The 20,739-nt window shown below is 71.6% G+C and carries 21 protein-coding genes; 8 read left to right on the forward strand and 13 right to left on the reverse strand.

The window, feature by feature from the left end:
* Nucleotides 1-108: 108 nt before the first annotated feature.
* Both AC1HIL_RS02565 and AC1HIL_RS02570 read right to left on the reverse strand, forming a co-directional pair.
* Entirely contained in the window at nt 109-2,049 is a 1,941-nt protein-coding gene (locus AC1HIL_RS02565; RefSeq protein ID WP_479671073.1) for an MFS transporter, read from the reverse strand.
* Between the two features lie 71 nt (nt 2,050-2,120).
* Nucleotides 2,121-2,978 (reverse strand): hypothetical protein, encoded by an 858-nt coding sequence (locus AC1HIL_RS02570; RefSeq protein WP_057596202.1) that lies wholly within the window; start codon nt 2,976-2,978, stop codon nt 2,121-2,123.
* Nucleotides 2,979-3,135: 157 nt separating this feature from the next.
* Between AC1HIL_RS02570 and AC1HIL_RS02575 the strand changes: the two genes are divergently transcribed.
* Complete coding sequence (locus AC1HIL_RS02575) at nt 3,136-3,870, forward strand: helix-turn-helix domain-containing protein (RefSeq protein ID WP_057596203.1); 735 nt, start codon at nt 3,136-3,138, stop codon at nt 3,868-3,870.
* Nucleotides 3,871-3,886: 16 nt separating this feature from the next.
* On the opposite strand, the gene pyrF is transcribed toward AC1HIL_RS02575, so the two are convergent.
* The 6 genes from pyrF to AC1HIL_RS02605 all read right to left on the reverse strand — a co-directional run bounded on the left by pyrF (nt 3,887) and on the right by AC1HIL_RS02605 (nt 8,724).
* Nucleotides 3,887-4,711, reverse strand: a complete 825-nt coding sequence (gene pyrF / locus AC1HIL_RS02580) for an orotidine-5'-phosphate decarboxylase (protein WP_413762052.1) — start codon at nt 4,709-4,711, stop codon at nt 3,887-3,889.
* Between the two features lie 44 nt (nt 4,712-4,755).
* Nucleotides 4,756-5,583 (reverse strand): uracil-DNA glycosylase family protein, encoded by an 828-nt coding sequence (locus AC1HIL_RS02585; protein ID WP_261212874.1) that lies wholly within the window; start codon nt 5,581-5,583, stop codon nt 4,756-4,758.
* Complete coding sequence (gene rimI / locus AC1HIL_RS02590) at nt 5,580-6,134, reverse strand: ribosomal protein S18-alanine N-acetyltransferase (protein WP_057597908.1); 555 nt, start codon at nt 6,132-6,134, stop codon at nt 5,580-5,582. The genes AC1HIL_RS02585 and rimI overlap by 4 nt, the downstream gene beginning before the upstream one ends.
* Nucleotides 6,131-6,859, reverse strand: coding sequence for a tRNA (adenosine(37)-N6)-threonylcarbamoyltransferase complex dimerization subunit type 1 TsaB (gene tsaB, locus AC1HIL_RS02595; protein ID WP_479671074.1), 729 nt, complete (start codon nt 6,857-6,859; stop codon nt 6,131-6,133). Before tsaB ends, rimI begins: the two co-directional genes overlap by 4 nt.
* Nucleotides 6,852-7,886, reverse strand: a complete 1,035-nt coding sequence (locus tag AC1HIL_RS02600; RefSeq protein ID WP_479671075.1) for a DMT family transporter — start codon at nt 7,884-7,886, stop codon at nt 6,852-6,854. Before AC1HIL_RS02600 ends, tsaB begins: the two co-directional genes overlap by 8 nt.
* A gap of 67 nt (nt 7,887-7,953) precedes the next feature.
* Nucleotides 7,954-8,724, reverse strand: a complete 771-nt coding sequence (locus tag AC1HIL_RS02605; RefSeq protein ID WP_296723872.1) for a DeoR/GlpR family DNA-binding transcription regulator — start codon at nt 8,722-8,724, stop codon at nt 7,954-7,956.
* Nucleotides 8,725-8,803: 79 nt separating this feature from the next.
* On the opposite strand from AC1HIL_RS02605, the gene AC1HIL_RS02610 reads away from it, so the two are divergent.
* The 3 genes from AC1HIL_RS02610 (at nt 8,804) to AC1HIL_RS02620 (ending at nt 12,560) form a co-directional block, all read left to right on the forward strand.
* Nucleotides 8,804-9,391, forward strand: a complete 588-nt coding sequence (locus AC1HIL_RS02610; RefSeq protein ID WP_479671076.1) for a GDP-mannose pyrophosphatase — start codon at nt 8,804-8,806, stop codon at nt 9,389-9,391.
* 8 nt (nt 9,392-9,399) lie between these two features.
* Nucleotides 9,400-10,842: a D-alanyl-D-alanine carboxypeptidase/D-alanyl-D-alanine endopeptidase gene (dacB, locus tag AC1HIL_RS02615; RefSeq protein ID WP_479671077.1), complete on the forward strand. Its 1,443-nt coding sequence runs from the start codon at nt 9,400-9,402 to the stop codon at nt 10,840-10,842.
* Nucleotides 10,843-10,961: 119 nt separating this feature from the next.
* Nucleotides 10,962-12,560 carry an alpha/beta hydrolase family protein gene (locus AC1HIL_RS02620; protein ID WP_479671078.1) on the forward strand — a complete coding sequence of 533 codons (1,599 nt, stop codon included), beginning with the start codon at nt 10,962-10,964 and terminating at the stop codon, nt 12,558-12,560.
* A gap of 26 nt (nt 12,561-12,586) precedes the next feature.
* Here AC1HIL_RS02620 and AC1HIL_RS02625 read toward each other — a convergent pair whose 3' ends face one another.
* The 3 genes from AC1HIL_RS02625 to purE are packed head-to-tail and all read right to left on the reverse strand — an operon-like array spanning nt 12,587 to nt 15,316.
* On the reverse strand, nt 12,587-13,588 hold the full coding sequence (locus AC1HIL_RS02625; RefSeq protein WP_057594390.1) for an L-threonylcarbamoyladenylate synthase: 1,002 nt from the start codon (nt 13,586-13,588) through the stop codon (nt 12,587-12,589).
* Between the two features lie 7 nt (nt 13,589-13,595).
* Entirely contained in the window at nt 13,596-14,777 is a 1,182-nt protein-coding gene (locus AC1HIL_RS02630; RefSeq protein WP_479671079.1) for a 5-(carboxyamino)imidazole ribonucleotide synthase, read from the reverse strand.
* On the reverse strand, nt 14,774-15,316 hold the full coding sequence (purE, locus tag AC1HIL_RS02635; RefSeq protein ID WP_057594388.1) for a 5-(carboxyamino)imidazole ribonucleotide mutase: 543 nt from the start codon (nt 15,314-15,316) through the stop codon (nt 14,774-14,776). The genes AC1HIL_RS02630 and purE overlap by 4 nt, the downstream gene beginning before the upstream one ends.
* A gap of 36 nt (nt 15,317-15,352) precedes the next feature.
* On the opposite strand from purE, the gene AC1HIL_RS02640 reads away from it, so the two are divergent.
* The 4 genes from AC1HIL_RS02640 to AC1HIL_RS02655 all read left to right on the forward strand — a co-directional run bounded on the left by AC1HIL_RS02640 (nt 15,353) and on the right by AC1HIL_RS02655 (nt 18,607).
* Nucleotides 15,353-16,273: a tetratricopeptide repeat protein gene (locus tag AC1HIL_RS02640; RefSeq protein ID WP_479671080.1), complete on the forward strand. Its 921-nt coding sequence runs from the start codon at nt 15,353-15,355 to the stop codon at nt 16,271-16,273.
* 131 nt (nt 16,274-16,404) lie between these two features.
* The gene (locus tag AC1HIL_RS02645; protein WP_413762044.1) at nt 16,405-16,704 is read left to right on the forward strand and encodes a helix-turn-helix transcriptional regulator; all 300 of its coding nucleotides are present in this window, start codon (nt 16,405-16,407) and stop codon (nt 16,702-16,704) included.
* 41 nt (nt 16,705-16,745) lie between these two features.
* On the forward strand, nt 16,746-18,047 hold the full coding sequence (locus AC1HIL_RS02650; protein ID WP_479672465.1) for a type II toxin-antitoxin system HipA family toxin: 1,302 nt from the start codon (nt 16,746-16,748) through the stop codon (nt 18,045-18,047).
* A gap of 113 nt (nt 18,048-18,160) precedes the next feature.
* A complete protein-coding gene (locus tag AC1HIL_RS02655) occupies nt 18,161-18,607 on the forward strand; it encodes an META domain-containing protein (protein ID WP_057594385.1) in 447 nt (148 codons plus the stop codon).
* Nucleotides 18,608-18,661: 54 nt separating this feature from the next.
* On the opposite strand, the gene AC1HIL_RS02660 is transcribed toward AC1HIL_RS02655, so the two are convergent.
* Together AC1HIL_RS02660 and fba are read right to left on the reverse strand one after the other, a co-directional pair.
* Entirely contained in the window at nt 18,662-19,567 is a 906-nt protein-coding gene (locus AC1HIL_RS02660) for a phosphoribosylaminoimidazolesuccinocarboxamide synthase (protein ID WP_057594384.1), read from the reverse strand.
* A 102-nt stretch (nt 19,568-19,669) separates the two neighbouring features.
* Nucleotides 19,670-20,734 (reverse strand): class II fructose-bisphosphate aldolase, encoded by a 1,065-nt coding sequence (gene fba / locus AC1HIL_RS02665; RefSeq protein WP_057594383.1) that lies wholly within the window; start codon nt 20,732-20,734, stop codon nt 19,670-19,672.
* Nucleotides 20,735-20,739 lie beyond the last annotated feature (5 nt).

Raw genomic sequence — 20,739 nt, forward strand, 5'->3', positions numbered from 1 at the left:
AGCGTTTCGGCTCCGGCGGTATCTCCAACGGATACTTTTCGGGGTATCTCGCCCCCCAAGAGAAAGGCCGCCCGAAGGCGGCCCGTGTCCGTGCGCGCGGTCCCGGATTCAGGGCTGCAGCAGCCCGCCCACGCGCTGCTGCAGCAGCTCGGGCCGCACCTCGGCCGGCGCCACCGGTACGCCGACGTTGAGGCCCACGCGGCTGAAGAAGCCGCGGCGGAAGGGCTTGACCATCGCCACCGGCTCGCCGCCGCGCAGCTCGATGCGGCTGAAGAACGAGCCCCAGAGGTTGGTCAGCGCCATCGGGATCACGGGCGGCTCGATGCCCTCGGCGCGCGCGCCGTCCACGATCTTCATCACGCCGCCCTTGAAGGGCTGCAGCGCGCCGTCGCGCGTGATCGCGCCCTCGGGGAAGATGGCCAGCAGGTCGCCCTCGCGCAGCACGCCGAGCGCCTTGGCGAAGGCCGCCTCGTAGGCCGCCGGGTCTTCCTTCTGCGGCGCGATCGGGATCGCCTTGGCGAGCTTGAACAGCCAGCCGAGCACCGGCACCTTGAAGATGCGGTGGTCCATGATGAAGCGGATCGGCCGCGGGCTCGCGGCCATCAGCAGCACCGCGTCGATGAAGCTCACGTGGTTGCACACCAGCACGGCCGGGCCCTCGACGGGGATGTGCTCGTCGCCCCGGATGTCGAAGCGGTAGACGAAGCGCGACAGCACCCAGGCCACGAAGCGCAGCAGGTACTCGGGCACCAGCATGAAGATGTAGAAGGCCACCACCGCGTTGGCGATGCCGGTGAACAGGAAGATCTGCGGGATGGTGAAGCCCGCGCCCAGCAGCGCGCCCGCGATCACCGAGCTGCCGATCATGAACAGGGCATTGAGGATGTTGTTGGCCGCGATGATGCGCGCGCGGTGCGTGGGCTGGCTGCGCAGCTGGATCAGCGCGTACATCGGCACGCTGTAGAGGCCCGCGAACAGCGACAGCAGCGCCAGGTCGGCCATCACCCGCCAGTGCGCGCTCTGGTGCAGGAAGGCGCCGAGCCCCATCTCGGGCACCGCGGGCAGGCCGCGCGCGGCGAAGTACAGGTCGATCGCGAACACGCTCATGCCGATGGCGCCCAGCGGCACCAGCCCGATCTCGACCTGGCGCCGGCTCAGCGTCTCGCACAGCAGCGAGCCGACGCCGATGCCGATCGAGAACACCACCAGCAGCAGCGAGGCGACCTGCTCGTTGCCGTGCAGCACCTCCTTGGCGAAGCTCGGGAACTGGCTCAGGAACACGGCACCGAAGAACCACATCCACGAGATGCCCAGCAGCGAGCGGAACACCACGATGTTCTCGTGCGCGAGCTTGAGGTTGCGCCAGGTCTCGCTGACCGGGTTCCAGTTGACGACCAGTTTCGGGTCGGTGGCGGGCACCGGCGGGATCGCCTGCGCCACGGCGCGCCCGGCCAGCGCCAGGGCCACGCAGGCGACGGCCACGCTCAGGTGGCCGATCTGCGGCACCGCCACCAGCAGGCCGCCGGCCACCTGGCCCAGCAGGATCGCGATGAAGGTGCCCATCTCGACCATGCCGTTGCCGCCCGTGAGCTCGCGCGCGTCGAGCACCTGCGGCAGGTAGGCGAACTTGACCGGGCCGAACAGGGTGGAGTGCAGGCCCATGAGGAAGACGCAGCCCAGCAGGATCACCGCGTCGGCGCGCACGAAGCCCCAGGCCGCGATCAGCATGATCGCGATCTCGAGGTTCTTGACGAAGCGGATCATCTTCGTCTTGTCGAACTTGTCGGTGAGCTGGCCCGCGGTGGCCGAGAACAGCAGGAACGGCAGGATGAACAGCGCGCCGATCACCAGCCCCGCCATCGAGGGCTGCATCCAGCTGAGCTGCAGCTGGTAGGTCACCATCACGGTGAAGGCGAACTTGAACAGGTTGTCGTTCGCCGCGCCCGCGAACTGGGTCCAGAAGAAGGGCGCGAAACGCCGCTGGCCGAGCAGCGCGAACTGGTTGGCGTGGGCATTCGCCTCGGGCGGGGCAGCGGCGGGCGTGGTCATTCGGAAGCTTCTCCTCTTGGCGGCTCCGCGCGGCCCCCGGCGGGGAACGCTCGCGGGGCCGGGGGCTGTCGTCAGGCCGTCAGGGCGGCCGCGCCGGGATTGTGCCGCAGGGCCACGGCGCGCCAGCCGCTGTCGAGCCGCTTGAGCGCGGCCAGCACCGGCAGCGCGGCCAGGGCGGCGCACAGGTGCTTGAGCGTGTGGCCCGAGATCACGCCGTGCGTGGCCTCGTAGATCGGCTGGTCGGCCAGCTCGAAGGCCTTGGCCAGCACGTAGGCCGCGATCACCCAGCCCAGGCGCAGGCCGACGGCGCCGGGCATCGGCCGCGACAGCGCCAGCGTGAGCACCAGCGCCATGCCGCCGAACTGCACCAGCGCCCAGGGCAGCACGTTGCCGGTCTCCTGCGCGATCTCGGCCGACAGCAGGCCGGTGGTGAGCACGAACCAGGCGGCCGGCCAGCCGGCGCGCTGGCTCACGCGCTCGCAGACCGCCACCCCGATCAGGCCGGCGAAGGCGACCGCCATGCCGGCGCGGTCGGCCGCCAGCCGCGGCGCGTCGGGCGCCAGGTGATAGAAGGCCGAGCCGGCGGCGGTGGCGATCAGGCCGGCGAAGAAGAGCCAGGCGCAGTCGAGCGTGTTGTCGGGCGGATCGCTGGCCGGCGGCGCGAGCGGGAAGCCGGCCAGCGCCTCGTGGTGCGCGCGGTCGATGCGGTTGAGCCAGTACAGGCCCCAGCAGCCCATGAGGACGAAGGGCAGGTTGCTCAGCACGTCCATGGCGTTGGGCAGGCCGTGCCAGGAACGGGTGTCGGCGAAGACCAGGGCGATCGCGACCTCGGCGGCCGGCAGCGCCGGGCCGACGATGCCGATCAGGAGCAGCAGGCCCAGGAAGAAGGCCAGGCCACGTTCGCGGCGTGTCAGGGAGTGGAGGAGCATGTCTGTTCTCGAAGTTGGGTGATGGCGGGATGGCCGATCGGTTGGCGGGCGGAATTTAGTTGCCAGCCTCTCCCCAGGCATCGAGAATCGATACGAGGCACTATTTCACACCCATCGGTATCTCCAACCGATACCCAACCGGAACCCCGCCACCTTCATGAGTACCACCGTCGACCTCGTCCAGGCCCTGAAGAACGAACTCAAGAGCGCCCGCATGACCTACGCCGACCTGGCGCGCTCGCTCGACATGGCCGAGTCCAGCGTCAAGCGGATGCTGGCCAAGAGCGACATGCCGCTGTCGCGCGTGGACGCCATCTGCCGCGCGCTGAAGATCGATTTCGCCGAGCTGGCGCGGCGTGTGGCCGACGCCCAGCCGCTGCTCAAGGAACTGACGCACGAGCAGGAGAAGGCCGTGGTCAAGGACAAGAAGCTGCTGCTGGTGGCGATCAGCGTGCTGAGCCAGTGGACGCTGGAGCAGATCGTGACGGCCTACCGGATCAGCGAGGCCGAGTGCATCGGCTTCCTGGCCCAGCTCGACCGCATCGGGATCATCGAACTGCGGCCGCTGAACCGGTATCGCCTGAAGCTCGCCAAGACCTTCCGCTGGCGCCCGCACGGGCCGGTGATGGAGTTCTTCCGCGAGAACGTGGTGCTCGACTACTACCGCGGCGGCTTCGACGGCCCGGCCGAGGGCCTGCTGCTGGTGCACGGCTCGATCAGCCGTTCGCTGGCGCCGGCCTTCCTGGAGCGGCTGCAGCGCGTGGCGCAGGACTTCGCGCAGCAGCACCAGACCGACCAGAAGCTGTCGCCCAAGGACCGCGAGGGCTACACGCTGCTCTTGGGGATGCGCAACTGGGAGTTCGAGCTGTTCACGCGGCTGCGGCGGGCCTGAGCCCGGGCCGCCGGGGTCAGGCCTTGGCGGCTTCGAGCGTGTCGCGCGTGGTCCGCGCCGCGGCGCGCGCGGCCTCGGCGAAATCGTCGCCCGACGAGGCATAGATGATCGCGCGCGAGGAGTTCACGACGATCGGCGCGTCGGCGCGCCAGCCGGCGCGCACGGTGGCGGCCGCGTCGCCGCCCTGGGCGCCGACGCCCGGGATCAGCAGCGGCACCGTCGGCGCCAGCGCGCGCACGCGCTCGATCTCGGCCGGATAGGTGGCGCCGACCACGAGGCCGAGCTGGCCGTTGAGGTTCCACGGGCCCTGCGCCAGCCGCGCGACGTGCTCGTAGAGGAAGGGCTGGCCCTCGACGCTCGCCAGCCGCTGGCCCTGCAGGTCGGACCCGCCGGGGTTGCTGGTGCGGCACAGCAGGAACGCACCCTTGCCGTGGTGGCGCAGGTAGGGCTCGACCGAGTCGAAGCCCATGAAGGGCGAGAGCGTGACCGCGTCGGCGCCGTAGCGCTCGAAGGCCTCGATGGCGTACTGCTCGGCGGTGGAGCCGATGTCGCCGCGCTTGGCGTCGAGGATGGTCGGCACCTGGGGCGCGTTGCGGCGCATGTGCTCCATGAGCCGTTCGAGCTGGTCCTCTGCGCGGTGGGCCGCGAAGTAGGCGATCTGCGGCTTGAAGGCGATGGCGAGGTCGGCCGTGGCGTCGACGATGCGGGCGCAGAAGTCGTAGATGCGGCGCGCGTCGCCCTTGAGCTGCCCCGGGAACTTCGCCGGCTCCGGATCGAGCCCCACGCAGAGCAACGAACCGTTTGTTTGCTGCGCGGCGGCAAGCTTGTCGAGGAAAGTCATGGGGGGCGATTTTAAAGGGGGCTCCCGACGGCCCCCGCCCCGGCTCAGCCCGCCTCGGGCTGCTGCTGCGCGGCCGCCAGGCACAGGTCGGCCCAGGCGCGGCCCTTGTCGACCGGATTGCGCAGCAGGTAGGCCGGGTGGTAGGTCGCGACCACCGGCACGCCCGCGAGCTGCGCCGCCTGGCCGACCCGGCCGCGCAGCTTGCCCAGCGGCTCGCCGCTCTGCATCAGCCCCTGCGCGGCCAGCGGGCCCATGGCCAGCACCAGCCGGGGCGCGAGCGCCGCGGCATGTTCGGCGAAGGCCTCGTCGAGCGGGCGCGGGCCGCCGGGCTGGCCCGAGGCCACGCCGCGGTGCAGGCGCATCAGGTGCACCGGCGTGCCGCCCTCGTGCAGCTTGAGCGCGCGCAACATGTTGTCGAGCAGCCGGCCGGCATCGCCCGCGAAGGGTTCGCCATGGCGGCCGTCGGCCTCGGGCGGCATGTCGGCCAGCACCAGCCAGCCGCCCTGCGGCGCAACGCCCTCGGCGGCGTCGGCATAGAGGCGGCGCGGCGCCTCGACCAGCACGGCCGCGCCGTGGCCGGCGGGAACCGGCGCCGGGCGCGGCGGCGGCGCGGCCACGGGCGCGCGCGCGGCGGCCGGGGCACGCGGCGCGACCGGTTCGGGTTCGGGCACGGCGTCGTCTCGGGCGTCATAGCGGGCGTCCGGCGGCGGCATGTCGATCGGTTCGGCCTCGTCCTCCACCACCGGCGCGGGCGCCACGGCCACGGGGACCTCGGCCGCCTCGGGCACCGGCCACCAGACCTTCACGCCCATCTCGTCGAGCATCGCGCGCTGGCGCGCGTCGAGCCGCAGGGTCTGCACGGCGGCGTTCATCGCAAGGCTCCCCAGGCACTGCCTGTTTCGTTGAGGCGCATGCTCATGACGATCGCATCCTCGCGGCCGCCCTCGGCGCCCGGGTAGTAGCCCTTGCGCACGCCGACCGTGCGGTAGCCCTGGCGCAGGTAGATGTCGAGCGCGCGCCGGTTGCTCTGGCGCACCTCGAGCCACAGCCACTGGGCGCCCTGGGCGCGCGACCAGCCGGTCAGCGCCTCGAGCATCAGCGGCGCCCAGCCCTGGCGCTGGAAGGCCGGCGCCACGGTGATGTTGAGCAGGTGCACCTCGTCGACGCCCTTCATGGCCACGAAGTAGCCGATCAGCATCTCGCCGAGGCTGGTGACCGGCGAGAGGCGCGCCGCCTCGATGCCGGTGCCGGCGACCGGCGCCAGCAGGCACTGGCAGTGGTAGCCGACGGCGATCGAGTCGGTGAAGTTGGCGCGCGTCCAGGGATGGCTGTAGGCCGTCTGCTCGACGGCGCAGACGGCGTCGAGCCGCTCGATGGTGAGCGGCTCGAGGCGGGCTTCCACGGGTTGCGGGAGGGCGCTCATGCGGTCGCGGGCGGTGTGTTGTGGTGGGCGGCGGCCGCCTTGATGGCGGCACGCTCCTCGGTGGTTTGCGCCACTTTATCGCGAACGTAGAGCGGCCAGGCCTGCGCCGCGGGCACGGTGCGGCCTGCCGCCAACAGCGCGGGGGCCAAGCGCAGCATGGCGGCGGCCGTGGGCAGCACCGCGTGGCGCGCGGCGGCGGCCGGCAGGCGCTCGCCGTAGGCGGCGAAGGCATTGCCGGCCAACGCCCAGCCGGCCGGCACCACGAGCGATTCGGGCGCCATCAGCAGCGGGCCCTCGGCGCCGGCGGCGGGCTCGCCGAGTGGGCCATGGGCCTCGAAGTCGTAGCGCGCGGCGTAGATCTCCTCCATGCGCGCATCGAGCAGCGCCACCGTGCGCCGGGCGCCGAAGGCATGGCGCGCCTCCTCGGCCACGGCCAGCAGGGTGTCGACCGGCAGCAGCGGCACGCCCGAGCCGAGCGCCAGGCCCTGCGCCACCGCGCAGGCGGTGCGCAGCCCGGTGAACGAGCCCGGGCCGCGGCCGAAGGCGATGGCGTCGAGCCGCGCCAGCGCGAGGTCGGCCTCGGCCAGCAGCTGCTGGATCAGCGGGATCAGCGTGGCCGAGGACTGGGCGCCGCCCGCGCCCTCGTGAGTCCACACGCGCTCGCCGCGGCGCACCGCGATCGACAGCTGCTCGGTGCTGGTGTCGAAGGCCAACACATCAGGCATCGCGACGCTCTCCCGCCACGGTGGCCACGGCCGGCACCAGGCCGGCGGCGCGCGCGGGCGCCGGCTTCTGCACGCCGAACAGGATGCCGGCGGTCACCAGCAGCAGGCCGGCGATCAGGTTCCAGTAGAGCGGCTCGTCGAGCCACAGCACCGCGCCCAGCGCCGACAGGCCGGGCACCAGCGCCGTGATCATGGTGGTGCGCACCGGGCCGAAGTGCTGGACCATCTTCGTGAAGGTGATGCCCGACACCACGACCGAGCCGATGCCCTGGAACAGCATCTGGAACGCCAGCTCGCCCCAGGGCGCGCTGCCGATGCGGCTGGCGACCCAGCCGCCGGCCACCAGCAGGCTGTAGACCGGCACGTAGCTCAGCAGCGCGAACACGGTGATGGCGATGGTGGCGCGCACGGCGTCGAGGCCGTGGCGGCGCACCACGATGCTGTAGCAGGCCCAGCAGAAGGCCGCGGCCATGAACAGCAGGTCGCCCTTCCAGACCTCGCCGCCCTCGAAGGCATGCAGCAGGCTGCGCCCGCCCACCAGCAGGTCGCCCGCGACGATCAGCGCCAGCCCGAGCGCGCGCGCCGGCGTGATGCGGTCGCGCAGCACCAGCGCGGCCAGCAGCGTGGTCCACAGCGGCAGGCTGCCGGGCAGCAGCACCGAGGCATGGCTGGCCGGCGCGAAGAAGAAGCCGCAGTAGGCGCACACGGCATAGGCGACGCCGCCGAACACGCCGGCCATGGCCGTGACGCGCAGCGACAGCGGCGACAGGCCGAAGAAGGAGGCGGCCGCCTGCGCGCCGCCCGCGCGGGCGCGCATCACGAGCCATGCGCCCCAGGGCACCAGCACCAGGCTGGCGCCGCAGATGCGCGCGAAGGCGATGTCGAACGGGGACAGCGAGCGGCCGGCCGAAGCGCGCGCGATGACGATGAAGGCGGTCCACACCAGCACGGTGATCACGGCCGCGCCGATGCCGACGGTGCGGGGGGACAGGCGGGCGGGGGGAGACATCGGGGGCGCGGCGGGCATCCCCGGGATTATCGAGGGGCCCCGCGGACTGCGCCCGGCGGGGGACGAATCGCGGCCCGCGGCGGGGTCAGCCGGCCGCGCCGTCGCCGCGCATGATCGCCAGGCCGGCCCGGCGCAGCGGCGCCAGCGCCTTCTCGGGCGCCTCGGGCGACACCAGCAGCCGCGCGGCCGCGCGCACCGGGTTCACGACCCAGGCCGAGGCCGCGCCCAGCTTCTCGGACGAGGCCAGCACCACGGTCTCGGCGGCCGCCGCCATCAGCGCGCGCTTGATCTCGGCCTCCTCGCTGTCGCCGGTGGTCAGGCCGGCCTCGGCATGCACGCCGGTGACGCCCAGGAAGAAGAGGTCGGCATGCACGCGCGAGATGGCGTCCATCGCGGCCGCGCCCACCGCCACCATCGAATGCCGGAACAGCCGCCCGCCGATCAGCAGCAGCTCGAGCCGGTCATGGCCGGCCAGTTCGGCCGCCACCAGCGGGCTGTGGGTGACGACGGTGGCGCGCAGGTCCAGGGGCAGGTGGCGCGCGAGCTGCACGGCGGTGGTGCCGCCGTCGACGAACACCACCTGGCCCGGGCGCACCATGCGCGCGGCGGCGCGGCCGATGGCCACCTTCTCCCCGGGCGCGATGCGCTGGCGGCCCGCGAGGTCGGCCTCGGCCGGTGCCAGCGGCAGCGCGCCGCCGTGCACGCGCTGCAGCCGGCCCTCGGCGGCGAGCTCGCGCAGGTCGCGCCGGATCGTGTCTTCCGACAGGCCCAGCGCCTCGCTGAGCGGCTTGGCGACCACCTGGCCGTCGCGCGCCAGGACCGAGAGGATGTGTTGCTTGCGCTGCCGGGTGAGCATGGGCCGATGGTAGCGTCGGCTTCACGCGATTGCACGAATTTTCTTGTTATTGCACGAATTCGCACCTATGCTCGCCGCCATGACCCTGCAAGACCGCGTCCGGGTGCACGAAGTCACCCTTCTCTCCGACAACTGGTACACGCTGAAGACCACGGCCTTCGACTGGCGCCGCAGCGACGGCAGCTGGCAGCGCATGCACCGCGAGACCTACGACCGCGGCAACGGCGCCACCCTGCTGGCCTACAACCGCGCGCGGCGCACGGTGCTGCTGACGCGGCAGTTCCGCTATCCGGCCTTCGTCAACGGCTGGGACGACCTGCTGATCGAGGCCGCAGCCGGCCTGCTCGACAACGCGGCACCCGAGGAACGCATCCGCGCCGAGGTCGAGGAAGAGCTCGGCTACCGGCTGGGCACGGTGCACAAGGTCTTCGAATGCTTCATGAGCCCGGGCTCGGTGACCGAGAAGCTGCACTTCTTCGTCGCCGAGTACGAGCCCTCGATGCGCGTGGGCGCGGGCGGCGGGCTGGCCGAGGAGGGCGAGGACATCGAGGTGCTCGAGTTCGGCATCGACGAGGCGCTGGCCATGGTGGCCGACGGCCGCATCGCGGACGCGAAGACGATCCTGCTGCTGTACCACGCGCGGCTGCATCTTTTCGCGCCGGGATAATGGGCCGCATGCCCGCTGTCACCGTCGAACGCCGTCCCTTTCCCCGTCCTTCCCGCGCGCTCTGCGCCTTCGCGCTGTGCCTGGCCGCCGGCGTCCACGCCCAGCAGCCGCTGCCGGCCGAGGTCGATGCCGCGCTGGCCCGCGCCAAGCTGCCGCGCGACGCCGTCACCATGCTGGTCGCCGATGCCGACGGCGTACGTCCGCCGCGGCTGGCCTGGCGCACGCAGGTGCCGGTGAATCCCGCCTCGATCATGAAGCTGGTGACCACCTACGCGGCGCTCGACCTGCTGGGCGCGGCCTACACCTGGAACACGCCGGTCTACGTCGAGGGCAGCATCGCCAACGGCGTGCTCAACGGCAACCTCTACATCAAGGGCCAGGGCGATCCCAAGCTGGTGATCGAGCGCATGTGGCTGCTGCTGCGCCACGTGCAGGGCCTGGGCATCACGAGCGTGAGCGGCGACATCGTGATCGACCGCAGCGCCTTCGAGAACACGGTCGAGAACGACCCTGGCGCCTTCGACGGCGAGCCGCTGCGGCCCTACAACGCCTCGCCCGATGCGCTGCTGCTGAACTTCAAGTCGGTCAACATGAGCTTCGTGCCCGACCGCGGCGGCCAGTTCGCGCGCGTAAGCTACGAGCCGCCGCTGGCGGCCGTGGCGATGCCGCAGACGGTGCCGCTTTCGCCCGGCGAATGCGGCGACTGGCGCACGGCGCTGCGCGCCGACTACGGCGATCCGAACCGCATCCGCTTCAACGGCGGCTTTCCCGCCGCCTGCGGCGAGAAGAGCTGGGCCGTGGCCTATGCCGATCCGCGCAGCTACGCGCTGCGCGCCATCGGCGGCCTGTGGGCCGAGATGGGCGGGCGCGTGGGCGGCCAGATGCGCGAGGGCCGCGTGCCCGCGGGGCTCAAGCCGGCGTTCGAGTTCGCCTCGCCGCCGCTGCCCGAGGTGATCCGCGACATCAACAAGTACAGCAACAACGTGATGGCGCAGCAGGTGTTCCTGACCCTCGGCCTCACGCAGAAGAACCGCGGCACCTTCGAGGCCTCGCGCGGCGCGCTGGTCCAGTGGTGGCGCGAGCGCATCGGCACCGGCGAGGCGCCGCCGGTGTTCGAGAACGGCTCGGGCCTGTCGCGCGACGAGCGCATCAGCGCGGCCGCGCTCGGCAGGATGCTGCAGGTGGCCTGGCGCTCGCCGGTGATGCCCGAGCTCGTGGGCTCGCTGCCGGCGCTCGGCGTGGACGGCACCCTGCGCAAGCGCACGCTGCGCTCGGGCGGCGCCGCGCACCTGAAGACCGGCACCCTGCGCGACGCCTCGGGCATCGCCGGCTACGTGCATGGCGCGAGCGGCCGGCGCTACGTGCTGGTGGCGATCGCCAACGCCGAGAACGCGGGCGCGGCGCGCGCGGCCTTCGACGCGCTGGTCGACTGGACCGCGCAGGACAACTGAACGACCGCGGGCCCGGCGGCCTGTACTGAAAACGTTGTGCAGGCAAGCACTGCTTGCATGGCACCGGGGCGCTGACAGAATCGAACGCCCGTTCGTTCGAAGATCCAGGAGACCCCGACGTGCCAAGCCTCGTACCGCCACCCTCCCCTTCCCGCAACCTGCTCGCCGCCGCCTTCGCGAGCGCGACGCTGCTGCTCTCGGCCTGCGGCGGGGGCGGCGGGGGTGGCGGCTTCGGCATCGGCACCTTCCCGCCCGCGCCGCCGCCGCCCGAGGACACCGGCCGCGGCTCGGTCGTGACCAATCCGCCCGAGCGCGTGCTGAGCCTGTCGGCCGGCGATTTCCGCACGCTGCTGCAGCTCGACGACAAGGGCAAGGCGCTGCTGCAGGTGTCGGGCACGCCCAAGTGCGGCATCGACACGCGCTACCTCGAATACCGCACCGTCGGCGGCAAGGGCGAGGCCACCAACGCCACGGCCGCCATCATGGTGCCGCGCGGCGGCGACGCGGCCTGCAGCGGCCCGCGCCCGATCGTGCTGTACGCCCACGGCACCAACGCCGCGCGCGACTACAACATCGCCAAGTGGGCCGACGTGAACCAGGCCGCCGCCGGCGAGGGCGTGGTGGTCGCGGCCATGCTGGCGGCGCAGGGCTTCATCGTGGTCGCGCCCAACTACGCGGGCTACGACAAGTCGACGCTGCCCTACCACCCCTACCTCAACGGCGACCAGCAGGGCAAGGACATGGTCGATGCGCTGACCGCCGCGCGCAAGACCTTCGCCAACATCGACGCCTCGGACGCGGGCTCGCTGTTCGTCACCGGCTATTCGCAGGGCGGCTACGTGGCGCTGGCCGCGCACCGCGAGCTGCAGGCCACGGGCAAGACGGTGACGGCCTCGGCGCCGCTGTCGGCACCCTCGGCCATCAGCCTGCTGGTGGACTACAACTTCAAGGGCTGGCCGGCGCTCGGCAGCACGCTGTTCGTGCCGCTGCTGTCGACCAGCTGGCAACAGCAGTTCGGCGACGTCTACAGCAACACCAGCGACATCTACGAGGCGCAGTACGCGACCGGCATCGACACCCTGCTGCCCAGCCTCACGCCCACCAGCACGCTGATCGCCCAGGGCAAGCTGCCGCAGCTCGCGCTGTATCCGGCCGGCGCAACGCCCGGCCCGGTCGATCCCTCGCTGTCGATCTTCTACGGCGCCGGCAACCTGGTGCGCCAGAGCTACCTGACGCGCGCCTCCAACGACATCGACGGCAGCCCCTGCCCCGGCAACGCCCTGAAGGCCACCCCCGCCTCGCTGAACTCGGCCACGCCGCTCGACTGCGCGCCCACGCTGGGCTTCCGCAAGGCGGCGCGCGCCAACGACCTGCGCAACTGGGTGCCGGCCAGGCCGGTGCTGATGTGCGGCGGCGCGCAGGACCCGACCGTCAACTTCCTGAGCACCCGGGCCACCGCCGGCTACTTCCGCGCCAAGGGCGTGCCGTCGGAGCGGCTGACCGTGGTCGACCTCGAGGACAGCGCGACCACCGACGCCTACTCGGCCGCGCGCGCCGGCTTCGCCCAGGCCAAGGACGTGCTCGCGCAGAGCACCGGCGGCAGCGACGCCGACAAGGCGCGCGCCGTGATGCTGGCCTACCACGGCACGCTGGCGCCGCCGTTCTGCCTGGCGGCGGCACGCGGCTTCTTCCAGGGCGTGCTGGCGGCGGGGGGCTGAGGCTGGGAGGCTGCCCGATCCCGATTTCAGGCCGCGGCGGCCCGCTGCAGGCGGTCGCGCACGCCCTCCCACTCGGGCGTGTCGGGCGGCGTCTCGACCCAGATCAGCTTGACGCCCTCGGCGTCGAACTCGCGCAGCACCGCGAACAGCTGCTGCGCGCTGGCGGCGGCGTCGTCGGGCATGCGGCGCTGCACGACGCGCTGCGAACGGCTGCGCACGGCGCTGCGGGTCCAGATGGCGATGTGGGCGGCATTGGCGCCCAGCACGTCGAGGCCGGTCTGGATCGCCTTGGCGTCCATCAGCCGCACCTTGGCGTCGGGCGCGTAGTGCGCCTCCAGCGTGCCCGAGGCGCGCGGGTCGGGCATCGCCATGAGCTCGCGGTCGCGCAGGCGTTCGCCGCAGGCGGCCTCGATCTGCGCGCGCGTGATCAGCCCCGGGCGCAGCAGCACCGGCGCGCCGCGGCTGCAGTCGACGATGGTCGACTCGATGCCGACCTCGCAGGCGCCGCCGTCGAGCACCGGCACGGTGTCGCCGAATTCGCCGAACACGTGCTGCGCGGTGGTCGGGCTCACGCGGCCGAAGCGGTTGGCGCTCGGGCCCGCGAGGCCGGGCACGCCCTGCTCGGCGCAGGCCTCGAGCAGCGCCTGCGCCACCGGGTGCGAGGGGCAGCGCAGGCCGATGGTGTCCTGCCCGCCCGCGGCGGCGGCGGCCACGCCGGGCTGGCGCGTGACGATCAGGGTCAGCGGTCCGGGCCAGAAGGCCTGCACCAGCTTCTGCGCGAACGGCGGCAGCGGCTGGGCGAAGCGCGACAGCGCCTCCGTGCCCTTGGTGCCGGCCGCCACGTGCACGATCAGCGGATGGTCGGCCGGCCGGCCCTTGGCCTGGAAGATGCCGGCCACGGCCGCGTCGTTGCTGGCGTCGGCACCGAGGCCGTAGACGGTTTCGGTGGGAAAGGCCACCAGCCCGCCGGCGCGCAGGATGCGCGCCGCCTCGGCGATGGCTGCGGGCGATGGGCCGTCGAGGATCATGCGGCCTTCATGCCACCGGCGGCAGGCCGAGCAGCAGCGCGACCTGCGAGGCGATGGCGCGCACCTGGTCGGCGTCGGCGCCGGTGAAGGTCAGGTGGCCCATCTTGCGGCCGCGGCGCGGTTCGATCTTGCCGTACAGGTGCAGGTGGGCGCCGGGCAGCGCGAGCACCTCGCTCCAGCGCGGCGAGACCGGCTTGTCGTCGCCGGCCGAGAACCACAGGTCGCCCAGCAGGTTCAGCATCACGGCCGGGCTGTGCTGGCGCGGCATGGCCAGCGGCAGGCCGGCCAGGGTGCGCACCTGCAGCTCGAACTGCGACACGTCGCAGGCCTCCATGGTGTAGTGGCCGCTGTTGTGCGGGCGCGGCGCCATCTCGTTGACCACCAGCGAGCCGTCGGCCAGCACGAAGAACTCGACGCACAGCACGCCGACGTAGCCGAGGCCGTTGGCGATGTTCTTGGCCGCGGTGATCGCGGCCTGGGCCACGGTCTTGGGCATGTTCTGGCCATGCACCTCGGTCACGGCCAGGATGCCGTCGCGATGCAGGTTGCGCTGGGGCGGGAAGTTCACCAGCTGGCCGTCGCGGCCGCGCGCCACGATCACCGAGCATTCGAAGTCCAGCGGCAGCAGCTTCTCGAGCACGCAGGGCACGCAGCCCGTGGCCTGCCAGGCCTCGACCAGCTCGGCGCGCGTGCGCACGCGCTGCTGGCCCTTGCCGTCGTAGCCCAGGCGCGCGGTCTTCAGGATGCCGGGCAGGAGCCGGTCTTCCACCGCCGCCAGCTGGGCCGCGGTCTCGATCGCCGCGTAGGGCGCGCAGGCCACGCCGCAGCGGCCGAAATGGGCCTTCTCGGCGATCCGGTCCTGCGCGATCGCGATCGCCGGCGCGGCGGGCGCCACCGGCCGCGCCACCGCGAGGTGCTCGAGCGAGGGCGCGGGCACGTTCTCGAACTCGGTGGTCACGGCGTCGGCCAGGCCGGCCAGCCGCGCGAGGCCGTCGACGTCGCCGTAGTCGGTGTGGATGTGGTGGTGGCTGACCCGGCCGGCCGGGCTGTCGGCATCGGGGTCGAGCACCGCGGTGAAGTAACCCATGCGCTGGGCGGCATGCACGAACATGCGGCCGAGCTGGCCGCCGCCGAGCACGCCGAGCGTGGCGCCCGGGAGGATCGGCAGGTCGCCTTTGCTGTTGCTCACAGGGCACCTCCGCCTTGCGGCGAGAAAGGAGAAACCGGGGCCGGCTCCACGGGCGGCAGCGCCATGGCCTCGGCCGCGGCGGTCTGGGCCGCGCGGAAGGCGTCGAGCCTGGCGCGCAGGCCGGGGTCGTTGACGGCCAGCATCGAGACCGCGAACAGCGCCGCGTTGGCCGCGCCCGCGTTGCCGATGGCGAAGGTGGCGACCGGCACGCCCTTGGGCATCTGCACGATGCTGTAGAGGGAATCGACGCCCTGCAGGTGCCGGCTGGCGACCGGCACGCCGAGCACCGGCACCGTGGTCTTGGAGGCCAGCATGCCCGGCAGATGGGCCGCGCCCCCCGCGCCGGCGATGATCGCCGCGAGTCCGCGCCCGGCGGCGCTTTCGGCGTACGCGAAGAGCGCATCGGGCATGCGGTGGGCGGAGACCACCTTCGCTTCGTGGCGGATGCCGAATTGCTGGAGAATCTCGACCGCGTTGCGCATCGTCTCCCAATCGGAGCTCGAGCCCATCACCACACCGACCTGAATGGTTTCGTTCATGGTTCCAATTTTACGTTTCACCCCCAGTTGTTCCCGATGATCGACATCACTCTCGAAAATTTCCAGGACGAGCTGATCGAAGCCTCCCTCGCCCGGCCGGTGCTGCTGGACATCTGGGCCGAATGGTGCGGCCCCTGCAAGCAGCTCGGGCCGGTGCTCGAAAAGCTCGAGGTGGAGTACGCCGGGCGCTTCACGCTGGCCAAGCTCGACGCCGACAAGGTGCCGCAGATCTCCTCCCAGCTCTCCGAGATGTTCGGCGTGCGCAGCATCCCGTTCTGCGTGATGTTCAAGGACGGCCAGCCGGTCGACGGCTTCGTCGGCGCCATTCCCGCCGAGAAGATCCGCGAATTCCTCGACAAGCACGTGCCCGGTGCCGACGAGGCCGAGGCCGCCGCCGAGGAAGAGGCGGCGCAGGAGGCGCTGGCCGAGGGCGACACCGAGGGCGCGCTCGAGAAGCTGCAGCACGCTGTGGCCACCGACCCGGCCAACGATGACGCGCGCTTCGACTACGTGAAGCTGCTGCTGCAGCTCGACCGCGCCGACGACGCCAAGGTGGCCTTCGCGCCCGTGATCGCCAAGGCCTCGGTGGTGCGCCGCTTCGATGCGCTGCAGCGCTGGATGGACGCGATCGATTTCGCGGCCCCGCCCACGGGCGCGGCACCCGCGATGGCCGAGCTCGACGCGAAGATCGCGGCCAACAAGCGCGACTTCCAGGCCCGCTTCGACCGCGCCCGCCTGCTGGTCGCGCAGCAGCAATGGACTGCCGCGATGGACGAGCTGCTCGAGATCCTGATGCGCGACAAGAGCTGGAGCGAGGAACTCGCGCGCAAGACCTACGTGGCGATCCTCGAGCTGATCGAGCCGCCGAAGGTGAAGGTGGCCGACGGCCAGATCCCGCCCGACGATCCGACCGTGGCGACCTACCGGCGCCGGCTCAGCAGCGTGGTACTGAGCTGAGGCGATCGAATCAAAAGCGCATTTGAATGCGCAATTTCATTGAAAAGCGACTTTAGAGTCGCTTTTTTATTTGTCGAATCAATCCCAAATAGCTACTATCAATACTCTTTTTTACTGAAAAGATCACTCCAATGATCCATCTGATCCAGGAACTCGAGCAGGCCCGCAAGGCGGCCGGCCTGAGCCAGGAGGCGCTGGCCAAGGCCGCCGGGCTGTCGCGCATGACGGTGCAGCGCATCGAGAGCGGCCAGATCGACCCGCGGCTGTCGACCTTGCTCGAGATGGCGCGCGTGCTGGGGCTCGGGCTGATGCCCGTGCCGGCGGCGCTGCGCCCCACGCTCGAGGACTTCGTGCGCGCGGGCGGCCGGCTGCTCGGCCAGCCGGCCGGCATCGAGGCGCCGCCCTCCATCGCCCAGAGCCTCGGCCCTTGACCGCCGGCGCCGCCTTCGGCACCAGCATCCGCTACCTGCGGATGTACCTGCACGCCCCGGGCGGCGATGCCTCGCGCCGGCGCTCCATCGGCTGGCTCTCGCAGTACGGCGACATCCTGCGCGTCTCGTTCGACCCCGGCTACGTCGACGACCCGGCGCGCCCCACGCTGTCGCTGGCCTACCGCGGCGCCGACGAGGCCGCCACGCGCGCCATCCTGGGCTCGGCGCGCGATGCGCGGGTGTCGCGCGGCGACGGCCACTGGCCCGCCTACTTCCAGAACCTGCTGCCCGAGGGCCACAACCGCGAGCGCCTCGCCCGGCAGCGCGGCTGCCGCGCCGACGACGAGTTCGAACTGCTGGCCGCCGCCGGGCACGACCTGATGGGCGCGATCGAGGTCGAGCCGGTGCCGCCGGCCGAGGGCATTCCCGACACGGTGCGGCACTGGCACACCGCGCTCGGGCTCGACGTGCTCGAGCCCGGCTTCGTCGAGCTGCCGGTGGAGGACGCGGCCGCCATCCCCGGCGTGGTGACCAAGTTCTCGGCCGTGCAGGATGGCCGGCGCTACGTGGTGCGGCGCCACGGCGCGGCCGGCTCCTTCATCCTCAAGCTGCCGACCGTGCGCCACCCCGACCTGGTCGCCAACGAGATCGCCGGCTACCGCCTGTGCGGCGCGCTCGGCCTGGACTGCGCCGAGGCCAGCGTGATCGGCCGCGCCGACGCCGACCTGCCCGAGCAGCTGCCGTTCGAGCAGATCCTCGCGGTGCGCCGCTTCGACCGCACGCCCGACGGCGGGCGCATCCACATGGAGGAGTTCGCGCAGGTGCTGCAGTACGAGCCGCGCCAGAAGTATGGCCGCGGCCTCGCGATCGACGGACCCGCGATGCTGCGCGTGCTCGACCGGCTGTCGCCGAACCCGGTGGCCGACGTGCGCGAGTTCGTGCGCCGCATCGTCGCCTTCATCCTGCTGGGCAACAGCGACGCCCACCTGAAGAACTGGGCGCTGCGCTATCCCGATGGCGTGGCGCCCGTGCTCGCGCCGCTCTACGACCCGGTCTGCGTGGCCGCCTTCTTCGAGCAGGTGCCCGGCGGCGACTACGCGGTCAACCGCGCCATCGACGCCAAGCTGCGCGGCTTCGGCTGGGCCGCGCTCGAGGCGCTGCTGCGCGACGCCGGGCTGCTGCGTCCCGCGCGGCTGCTCGCGATCGCGCGCGACACGGTGCGCCAGGCGCGCGCCGAGTGGCCGGCGCTGCTGGCCGACGAGGCCATCCCGCCCGCGGTGCGGCGCTGCGTGCAGGCGCGGCTCGATGGCGGCGTGGCGCTCGCGGCCGACCTGCAGCGTTGAGCGCGCGGGCCTGCGAACACCCACTGGCCCCCGGCGTTGGCGAGCCACGCCGGCTCGCATACGATCACACCGATTTCACCTTGTTGCAGATTCGTCAAAAGGACCGACCGGCCATGCGCTTCTCCGCCCGCCCTGCCGCCCTGCGCGTGCTTCCCACCCTCGCCGCCACCGCGCTCGCGGCACTGCTGACCGCCTGCGGCAGCGGCATCAACCTCGACGAACCGATCGAAGGCCCGGTGTGGCGCCTGTCGCAACTGGGCGAGGAAGCGATCGCGCCGGGCAGCGACGCCCAGCTGCAGTTCGACCGCGCCAACGCGCGCGTCACCGGCTCGGGCGGCTGCAACCGGATTTCGGGCTCGTACACGCGCACCGGCAGCGCCTTGCGCATCGGCCAGATCGCCGCCACCCGCATGGCCTGCGCCGACCCGGTACGCGGTGCGACCGAGGCGCAGTTCCTCGCGGTGCTGCAGGGCACGACCAGCTACCGGCTGGCGCCCGGACGGCTGACCTTGCTCGACGCGGGCGGACGCACGGTGGCAACCCTGAGTTCGGGACGCTGAAAAGGAAAAGGGCCGGAGAACCGGCCCTTTCTTTGAATACGAAACCCGGCCCGCTCAGGCCGTCAGCCGCTCCAGCGCCTCGCGGTACTTGGCGGCGGTCTTCTCGATCACCTCGGCCGGCAGGCGCGGCGCCGGCGGCGTCTTGTCCCAGGGCTTGCCGTTGATCTTCGTGGCCTCGAGCCAGTCGCGCACGAACTGCTTGTCGTAGCTCGGCGGGTTGGTGCCGGCGGCCAGCGCGGCCTCGTAGCCCTCGACCGGCCAGTAGCGCGAGCTGTCGGGCGTGAGCACCTCGTCCATCAGCACCAGCGTGCCGGCCTCGTCGAGGCCGAATTCGAACTTGGTGTCGGCAATGATCATGCCCTTGGCCAGCGCGATCTGGGCCGCGGTCTCGTAGATCGCGATGCTGGTCTCGCGGATCTGCTGCGCGAGCTTGGGGCCGACGATCTCGACCACGCGCTCGTAGCTGATGTTCTCGTCGTGCTCGCCGGCCGCGGCCTTGGCCGCGGGCGTGAAGATCGGGCGCGGCAGCTTGCTCGCGTTGGTCAGGCCCTCGGGCAGCGGCACGCCGCAGACCGCGCGCGATTCCTGGTATTCCTTCCAGCCGCTGCCGGCCAGGTAGCCGCGCACCACGGCCTCGACCGGGATCGGCTTCAGGCGCTTGACCAGCATCGAGCGGCCCGTGACCTGGGCGACTTCCTCGGGCTTGACCACGCTCTCGGGCGCGTCGCCGGTCAGGTGGTTGGGGCAGAGCTGGCCGAGCCGCTCGAACCACCACAGCGCCATCTGCGTGAGGATCTCGCCCTTGCCGGGGATCGGCTCGCCCATGATCACGTCGAAGGCGCTGAGCCGGTCGCTCGCGACCATCAGGATGCGGTCCTCGCCGACCGCGTAGTTGTCGCGCACCTTCCCGCGCGCAAGCAGGGGCAGGCTCTGGATGGAGGAGGTGTGGACGGTGGTCATGGGCAGGGACGGCGAACGGTGAAAAACGGGAGACGGTGAAGCGGATTGTGCGCGCAGAAAAAAGCCACCGCGAGCGGTGGCCGGCGATTCACGGCAAGCGGCTCAGACCACTTCTTGCGCGAGTTCGCCCTTGGCGTACTTGGCGGCGACGATCTGCAGCGATTCGCCCTTGATCTTGGGCGCCTGGCCTTCGCAGCCGAACTCGATGTAGCGCTGCTTGCAGATCTGCTTGGCGGCTTCGCGCGCGGGCTTGAGCCACTCGCGGGCATCGAACTTCTCGGGGTTCTCGGCCATGAACTTGCGCACCGCGCCGGTCATCGCGAGGCGGATGTCGGTGTCGATGTTGATCTTGCGCACGCCGTACTTGATGGCTTCCTGGATTTCCTCGACCGGCACGCCGTAGGTTTCCTTCATGTTGCCGCCGTACTGGCGAATGATCTCGAGCAGGTCCTGCGGCACCGACGACGAACCGTGCATCACCAGGTGGGTGTTGGGCAGGCGGGCGTGGATTTCCTTCACGCGCGAGATCGACAGGATGTCGCCGGTGGGCTTGCGGGTGAACTTGTAGGCGCCGTGGCTGGTGCCGATGGCGATCGCCAGCGCGTCGAGCTGCGTGGCCTTGACGAACTGGGCGGCTTCCTCGGGGTCGGTCAGCAGGGCCGAGTGGTCGAGCACGCCCTCGGCGCCGATGCCGTCTTCCTCGCCGGCCATGCCGGTCTCGAGCGAGCCCAGGCAGCCCAGTTCGCCCTCGACGGTGACGCCGACCTTGTGGGCCAGCTGCACCACCTTGCGGGTCACGTCGACGTTGTAGTCGAACGAAGCCGGCGTCTTGCCGTCTTCCTTGAGCGAGCCGTCCATCATCACGGACGAGAAGCCGAGGTCGATGGCGCCCTGGCAGATGGCCGGGCTCTGGCCGTGGTCCTGGTGCATCACCAGCGGGATCTGCGGATAGGCCTCGATGGCGGCCTGGATCAGGTGCTTGATGAAGGCTTCGCCGGCGTACTTGCGGGCGCCCGCGCTGGCCTGGAGGATCACGGGCGCGCCGACTTCCTTGGCCGCTTCCATGACGGCCTGCACCTGTTCGAGGTTGTTGACGTTGAAGGCCGGAATGCCGTAGCCGTTGGCGGCTGCATGGTCCAGCAGTTCGCGCATCGAGACGAGTGCCATGGGGA

It is taken from the genome of Variovorax sp. ISS6 (assembly GCF_056523145.1).

Coding starts and splice junctions, on each gene's coding strand:
- AC1HIL_RS02605 (WP_296723872.1), bottom strand. CDS start 8,724: ATGCTCACCCGGCAGCGCAAGCAACACATCCTCTCGGTCCTGGCGCGC.
- AC1HIL_RS02570 (WP_057596202.1), bottom strand. CDS start 2,978: ATGCTCCTCCACTCCCTGACACGCCGCGAACGTGGCCTGGCCTTCTTC.
- AC1HIL_RS02600 (WP_479671075.1), bottom strand. CDS start 7,886: ATGCCCGCCGCGCCCCCGATGTCTCCCCCCGCCCGCCTGTCCCCCCGC.
- pyrF (WP_413762052.1), bottom strand. CDS start 4,711: ATGACTTTCCTCGACAAGCTTGCCGCCGCGCAGCAAACAAACGGTTCG.
- AC1HIL_RS02655 (WP_057594385.1), top strand. CDS start 18,161: ATGCGCTTCTCCGCCCGCCCTGCCGCCCTGCGCGTGCTTCCCACCCTC.
- tsaB (WP_479671074.1), bottom strand. CDS start 6,859: ATGCCTGATGTGTTGGCCTTCGACACCAGCACCGAGCAGCTGTCGATC.
- AC1HIL_RS02660 (WP_057594384.1), bottom strand. CDS start 19,567: ATGACCACCGTCCACACCTCCTCCATCCAGAGCCTGCCCCTGCTTGCG.
- rimI (WP_057597908.1), bottom strand. CDS start 6,134: ATGAGCGCCCTCCCGCAACCCGTGGAAGCCCGCCTCGAGCCGCTCACC.
- AC1HIL_RS02640 (WP_479671080.1), top strand. CDS start 15,353: ATGATCGACATCACTCTCGAAAATTTCCAGGACGAGCTGATCGAAGCC.
- AC1HIL_RS02625 (WP_057594390.1), bottom strand. CDS start 13,588: ATGATCCTCGACGGCCCATCGCCCGCAGCCATCGCCGAGGCGGCGCGC.
- AC1HIL_RS02585 (WP_261212874.1), bottom strand. CDS start 5,583: ATGAACGCCGCCGTGCAGACCCTGCGGCTCGACGCGCGCCAGCGCGCG.
- AC1HIL_RS02610 (WP_479671076.1), top strand. CDS start 8,804: ATGACCCTGCAAGACCGCGTCCGGGTGCACGAAGTCACCCTTCTCTCC.
- fba (WP_057594383.1), bottom strand. CDS start 20,734: ATGGCACTCGTCTCGATGCGCGAACTGCTGGACCATGCAGCCGCCAAC.
- AC1HIL_RS02565 (WP_479671073.1), bottom strand. CDS start 2,049: ATGACCACGCCCGCCGCTGCCCCGCCCGAGGCGAATGCCCACGCCAAC.
- AC1HIL_RS02575 (WP_057596203.1), top strand. CDS start 3,136: ATGAGTACCACCGTCGACCTCGTCCAGGCCCTGAAGAACGAACTCAAG.
- dacB (WP_479671077.1), top strand. CDS start 9,400: ATGCCCGCTGTCACCGTCGAACGCCGTCCCTTTCCCCGTCCTTCCCGC.
- AC1HIL_RS02645 (WP_413762044.1), top strand. CDS start 16,405: ATGATCCATCTGATCCAGGAACTCGAGCAGGCCCGCAAGGCGGCCGGC.
- purE (WP_057594388.1), bottom strand. CDS start 15,316: ATGAACGAAACCATTCAGGTCGGTGTGGTGATGGGCTCGAGCTCCGAT.
- AC1HIL_RS02650 (WP_479672465.1), top strand. CDS start 16,746: ATGTACCTGCACGCCCCGGGCGGCGATGCCTCGCGCCGGCGCTCCATC.